General features: G+C 37.6%; 4 protein-coding genes. All 4 read left to right on the top strand.

The window, feature by feature from the left end; translation table 11 throughout:
- The coding region (locus VNZ46_RS16275) for a hypothetical protein (protein WP_325561118.1) at window positions 1-886 on the top strand (886 nt) is incomplete at its 5' end.
- Window positions 883-1,812 carry a hypothetical protein gene (locus tag VNZ46_RS16270; RefSeq protein ID WP_325561117.1) on the top strand — a complete coding sequence of 310 codons (930 nt, stop codon included), beginning with the start codon at window positions 883-885 and terminating at the stop codon, window positions 1,810-1,812. The genes VNZ46_RS16275 and VNZ46_RS16270, both read left to right, overlap by 4 nt.
- Window positions 1,813-1,858: 46 nt before the next feature.
- Complete coding sequence (locus VNZ46_RS16265; protein ID WP_325561116.1) at window positions 1,859-5,197, top strand: RHS repeat domain-containing protein; 3,339 nt, start codon at window positions 1,859-1,861, stop codon at window positions 5,195-5,197.
- Window positions 5,198-5,208: 11 nt separating this feature from the next.
- On the top strand, window positions 5,209-5,778 hold a 570-nt coding region (locus VNZ46_RS16260), incomplete at its 3' end, for a DUF6443 domain-containing protein (RefSeq protein ID WP_325561115.1).

The following is a 5,778-nucleotide window of genomic DNA, read 5'->3' as shown; positions in this document are numbered from 1 at the left end:
TATTGATTTTTATACCTGGAGAGATAATGTTCCTAATCAGGTTGGTTCCAGAATCCGGGCGGAGAGAATGAATCGGTATTACGCTAATACGGCTCTCGTACAGGCAATGGATCTCAGCTTTTATACATCTGATGGTTGGCTGGCTGGGAACCTTTCGGAAAAGATGCGTATAACAAGCGAAGGTAATATTGGTATTGGCACTAAGGATCCTCGGGCAAAACTGGATATTCTGGGTGGTATAATGATGCAGTCAACGCTGAATAATCAGTCTTCAAGACCTGTAATTTCTCCTAATAAAATTCCAGGTGAAATTAGGGTATACAGCTCTGCTGGAGCTACGGCTGATGATGGGTTGTTGCGGTTAAGTGCGGGCGGAGGAAGTAGCGCTGGGGTTTTGTCCTATATAGATATTAGTTCATATTCTACCGTGCCAGATATGGATAGGAACATTGTTTTTGGAACTAATGGTTCTGAAAAAATGCGCATTTCAACCTCTGGAAATGTTGGTATAGGGATGAATTCTCCTGCTGAAAAGCTTTCTGTTAACGGTAATATTCGGGCAAAAGAAGTTAAGGTGGAAACTCAGAACTGGCCGGACTATGTATTCAAGTCAGATTATAACCTTCCTTCATTAGAAGCCACAGAACAACATATTAAAGAGAAAGGCCATTTGCCAGGAATTCCTTCTGCAACAGAGGCGGAAGAACAAGGGATAAATTTAAGCGAAATGAATGGGAAACTGCTCAAGAAGATTGAGGAGCTGACTTTGTATTTGATTGATATGAATAAAAATGTATCTGATCTAAAGCTTAAAGTAAAAGAACAAACGATACAAATTAATGAGCAGGAAGCTCAAATCCGAGAACTTAAAATCAATAAAAAATGAAAAAAATAATGCTCTTAGGGCTGTTACTGATTAACCAATTGTGTTTTGCGCAAAGCAATATAGATTGGAGTGGAACAGTGGTTTTTCCTGCAAATTTTAAAGTAGGGGATTATATTGAATTTTTAGTCGTACAGCCCATGGATGCCGGAGCGTCTGGTAACTATGAGATTTCAATTACTTATACCAGAGGAAATGTCGCGGCAGCTGCATCTCATCTAGCAAGTATTTCACATTATAATCCTGACATATGGAGAGAAGTAGGAAGGATTAATAGTAATGGATATTCGTCAAATCCATCCAACTCCTATTGTTTTACTGTGGATTGCAATACGCAATATGCTTACCCCCGGTTTAGGATTCGGGCAGTTAACGTCTTAGGTGTGACCACAAGTGACCTACCCGTTCATATAAAAGTCAGGTCGATCAATCTGAATGCCGGATGGATACCATTAAACGTGGCTGGAACTGATTTGACTGCTAAAACCTTTCTTCCTATGACTAACGATTGGAGCTTGTATGTTGGGAATAGCTACCTACCTGATGGGGCGAATTTGGCGATTAAAGCAATAGAGAATGGGAATGTCGGTATAGGAATAAGTTCTCCCACTGAAAAGCTTTCTGTTAACGGTAATATCCGGGCAAAGGAGATCAAAGTAGAAACTCAGAACTGGCCAGATTATGTATTCAAATCAAACTACAGTCTTCCTTCTTTGGAAGCAACAGAAAAACATATCAAAGAAAAAGGTCATTTGCCGGGGATTCCTTCTGCAGCGGAGGTGGAAGAAAAGGGGATAAGCTTAAGCGAAATGAATGGGAAACTGCTCAAGAAGATTGAGGAGCTGACTTTGTATATGATCGAACTCAAAAAAGAGGTGAAAGAACTAAAAACAGATAAACTGAAGGTTAAGGGTACACATTTAAAGTGAAAAATCAATTATAACTAATAATTCAATTAACAACTATATAATACATATGAATCAAAAACAATACGTCTGTTGTAACCCATTCAAAAACAAAGAGGCACTGGCGAAAAAAAAGAGAACAATGTCTATAAATAAAGTTATGAGACTGACAGTAATTCTTTTGTTTATGAAAACATTCTGCTTTGCTCAGGATCCAGCATTAAAAGTGTTACCACCGTCTCCAAATGCAGCCTCATTAGGTGTCTATGGACAAATTCCTGTTTCTTTATTCAGTGGCCTACCTCAAATATCAATTCCAGTAGCAAAGTCTGGATCCGACGAGGTAGACATTGACTTAAGTTTGAATTATCATGGTGGAGGTGTGAGACCAGACCAACATGGTAGCTGGGTAGGATTAGGATGGGATCTTAATGCTGGAGGGGTTATTACCAGAAAAAGAAACGGCGGTGTCGATGAATTCCTTGATCCGGCCCTGAATCCGAAAAATAGGTTTAGTTATTTTGATAATTATGGTCAACTGGATAATAATAATTGGTATTCTGTGAACTCATTAAGTCAATTTGCTGACGCATTTAATCAGAAAGCGATACCCGATCCAGATGAATTTATATTCAATTTTGGTGGATATTCGGGGTCATTTTTCTATAACCATAAAGGAAAATGGCAGGTGAAATCTAATCAGCTAATCGACTTAAAAGTAGAAGAAGAGTTGAAAAATGATTTTACACTTCCCGCTCAGCAATTGTCAACCTATCCATTAACCTTGCCGAGAATATTCTACAAGTTTACTATTACAACACCAGACGGTACTAAATATATTTTTGGAGGCACTCCCGAATCTATAGAGTTTAGCCGGCCGGCATCAGATAATTTTAGTTCATACTTTACAGGTATTATTGCTAACTCATGGTTTTTAACAAAGGTTATTACGAATACAAGGAAGGAAATAAAATTTTCCTATGATAGAGGAAATATTATCGCAACGCAATCTCGCGGGTTATCAATATATTCAACAGAAACTGGAGGACTGAATTCACGTGGGGGTGATGCAAATGCGATATCAACGTCTATCGTTAATCCTGTTTATTTAAAAGAGATAGCAACCGAGGATCAGAAGGTTGTGTTTTCAAGGTCTATAAGCGGCGAAATGCCCTATAACTACATTTTGGATAATGGACAACAGCTCATGACTGCAGCGAAGAATTATCCAGATTTAAGTACCAATGAGGACTATAGTGAAATTATACAAAATATAAAATGGCAGAAGCTAGATTCTATTTCTGTGTATGCTCTGCCCTCTGGATTTTTAAAAAAGATTTCTTTCTCTTATCTAGAACAAAACAATTCCAGATTAATATTGAATTCTATTCAGATAACAGGTTCTGATGGTACACAACAACCACCCTATGAATTTTCATATAATCAAACACCACTTCCAGAGTATAACTCTCGTAAACTGGATCATTGGGGGTTTTATAACGGAAGAAACTACTTTGACGAGATTCCGAAGTATACAAATATTGAGCAATTATGGACATATACTTACGTAAAGAGTAATGTGCCGGCTTTTACAGCAAGTAAAGCTTCAAATTTTTCTTTAATGGAAGCTGGGAGTTTAATATCTATACGTTATCCAACTGGAGGAAAAACCAACTTTGAGTACGAGCCTCATGAATATTCCCTGATCGCAAAACGTAATCCTTTTGTTGTTGAGGGTATTGCAAATACAAAATGTGGAGGACTGAGGATAGCAAAAATATCCGACTTGGATGAGACGGGGAAAATTGTGAGCGTAAAAGAATATAAATATTTGCTTAATTTAAACAGGGGAGGGACAACTTCGAGCGGAGTCCTGGCTGGGGTACCTGTTTATCTTGAGGAGAATCAAGCCAAATTTGGTAGCGGATATGTTAATTATTGGTATTGGTATGACTATTCTATTGAGCCATTAAGTTTTACAAATGGAAATCATGTGACTTATACTGAGGTAGCCGAAAAGCTAGCCGACGGAAGTTATACTGTTTTTAACTATTCTAATCATGATAAAACAGAATATCGTGACAGTACTGCTCTGGCCTCTGTTCATGCGATGACAACCAATGCTTATGTCTTAGATCCTGGCAGTACAAAAGAATTATATAGAGGGACATTGCTCGAGAAGAAGGTTTTTAACTCGGCAAATTTGATTCAAAAAAGTAATGAATATAAATACAAGGATCTGGTGGTGGGTCCTGACAAAGATCTACGTATAGTTGACGTGCGTCAACGTATTTTTAATTTTGGAAGTCAGGTCATTGATGTACGTGCCACTGCTTTGTGGGGATTTATTCAACCGAAATTTCTAGATAAAGAAATAGAAATACTTTATGATAAAAATGGATTAAATCCAATTAGAAAAAGTAAAACTTTTACATATACATTTCCTGAGCGACTGGTAAAGACTCAGAAGGATTCCCTTAGTAACGGGAAAACTACTTATACTGAGTATAGTTATCCTGGTAATATGTTAAGTAAAGACCCCACTGGAATATATAGAGAGATGTTCGAAACCAGACATATCTATACACCAGTGATTGAGAAAAGAACGGATTACCCTAATGGTCAATCTGAATATCAGAAAACGGGCTATTTTAAACCCTTTTATGAGATTTATGTTCCAGAATATTTTTCGCAATCGACGAGTCCAAACACATTAGATGTAAGAACAAGTTATAATGCGTATGATGATACAGGAAATTTGGTCACATTTTCACGTGGTGGGCCAAAGACCACTTACATTTGGGCCTATAATAAACAGCATGTAATTGCTGAGGTTAAGAATGCGGAAAAAAATCAGATAGCTTGTGCAAATTTTGAGGAATATTTAGACGGTGATGGCCAGGAGAATAATACTAATTTTGTTTTTTCGACTCGCTCTGGAAATCCATATTCCAACGATGCCAAAACAGGGAAAAGGAGTTTGAAATTTGGGCCATTAGACGGAGGTGAAACTATAGATGTTTTGCCTCTGGGTCTATATACTGTGAGCTATTGGTCAAAGGGGGGAATGATGAGTCTCGAAGATGTTTCTGATCAAATAGAAAGTGTTCCCGATAAAGATGGTTGGGTTTATCATGAGGGAATCTTAAATATATGGAACAATCCCCGATATTTTTATGTGTATCCTAACGAATCTGAAACGACAATTCTAATTGATGACTTAAGGGTATACCCTATGAAGGCTCAAATGACAACTTATACTTATGATTCTTTTGGAGGTTTAACAAGTAAAACTGACGAAAAAGGAAATATAACCTATTTCGAATATGACGGATTTCAGCGCTTAAAGAATGTGAAAGATCAGAAGCGAAATATCTTGAAAAATACTATTTATCACTATAAACAATAATAGCTCTCCATATGAAAATTAAATTAAAAGTGGCAAAGCTTATCAAATATTCTTGTGTCTTAGTAGTAGCACTTTCGTCTTTTTTAGAAGTAAAGTCCCAAGATACAGTTTTAACAGCGTATAATAATCAAGCGGAAATCAAAGCAAAGCGTAGCGTTACTTTGAAAGATGGTTTTTATATTCCCTCAGGAAGGACAGTATGGATCCACATTTCAGGTATGAGTTTTGAGAGGTGTGATCAGTTTTTAAGTTTGCCAAGTGTTAATCAAAATTTTATTAGTACTAAAACATTTAAGAAGCCTGGGGTTTTAACTGACGACGATACCAAACGAGATGGATTGAAGACTTGCGAGGTAAGCCAGACGATCGAGTACCTTGATGGCTTAGGACGATCACTGCAAACCGTCACAACACAGGGAAGTCCGGGGCTTAAGGATATGATACAGCCATTCGCATATGATGCTCTAGGAAGGGAGTCCGTAAAATATCAGCCTTATGCCGTGACAAGTAATGGCGGTGCTTTCCGAACTGATGCTTTAGCTAGCGGGGCAGGTCAGCAATTGTTTTACAATACAGCTACC

It is taken from the genome of Pedobacter sp. (assembly GCF_035566355.1).
Taxonomy (GTDB): Bacteria; Bacteroidota; Bacteroidia; order Sphingobacteriales; family Sphingobacteriaceae; genus Pedobacter.
This window is presented reverse-complemented; position numbering and strand designations above follow the sequence as displayed.

What these genes read in the sequence shown, in the direction of transcription:
- VNZ46_RS16270 (WP_325561117.1), top strand. Translation starts at nt 883, where the DNA reads ATGAAAAAAATAATGCTCTTAGGGCTGTTACTGATTAACCAATTGTGT.
- VNZ46_RS16265 (WP_325561116.1), top strand. Translation starts at nt 1,859, where the DNA reads ATGAATCAAAAACAATACGTCTGTTGTAACCCATTCAAAAACAAAGAG.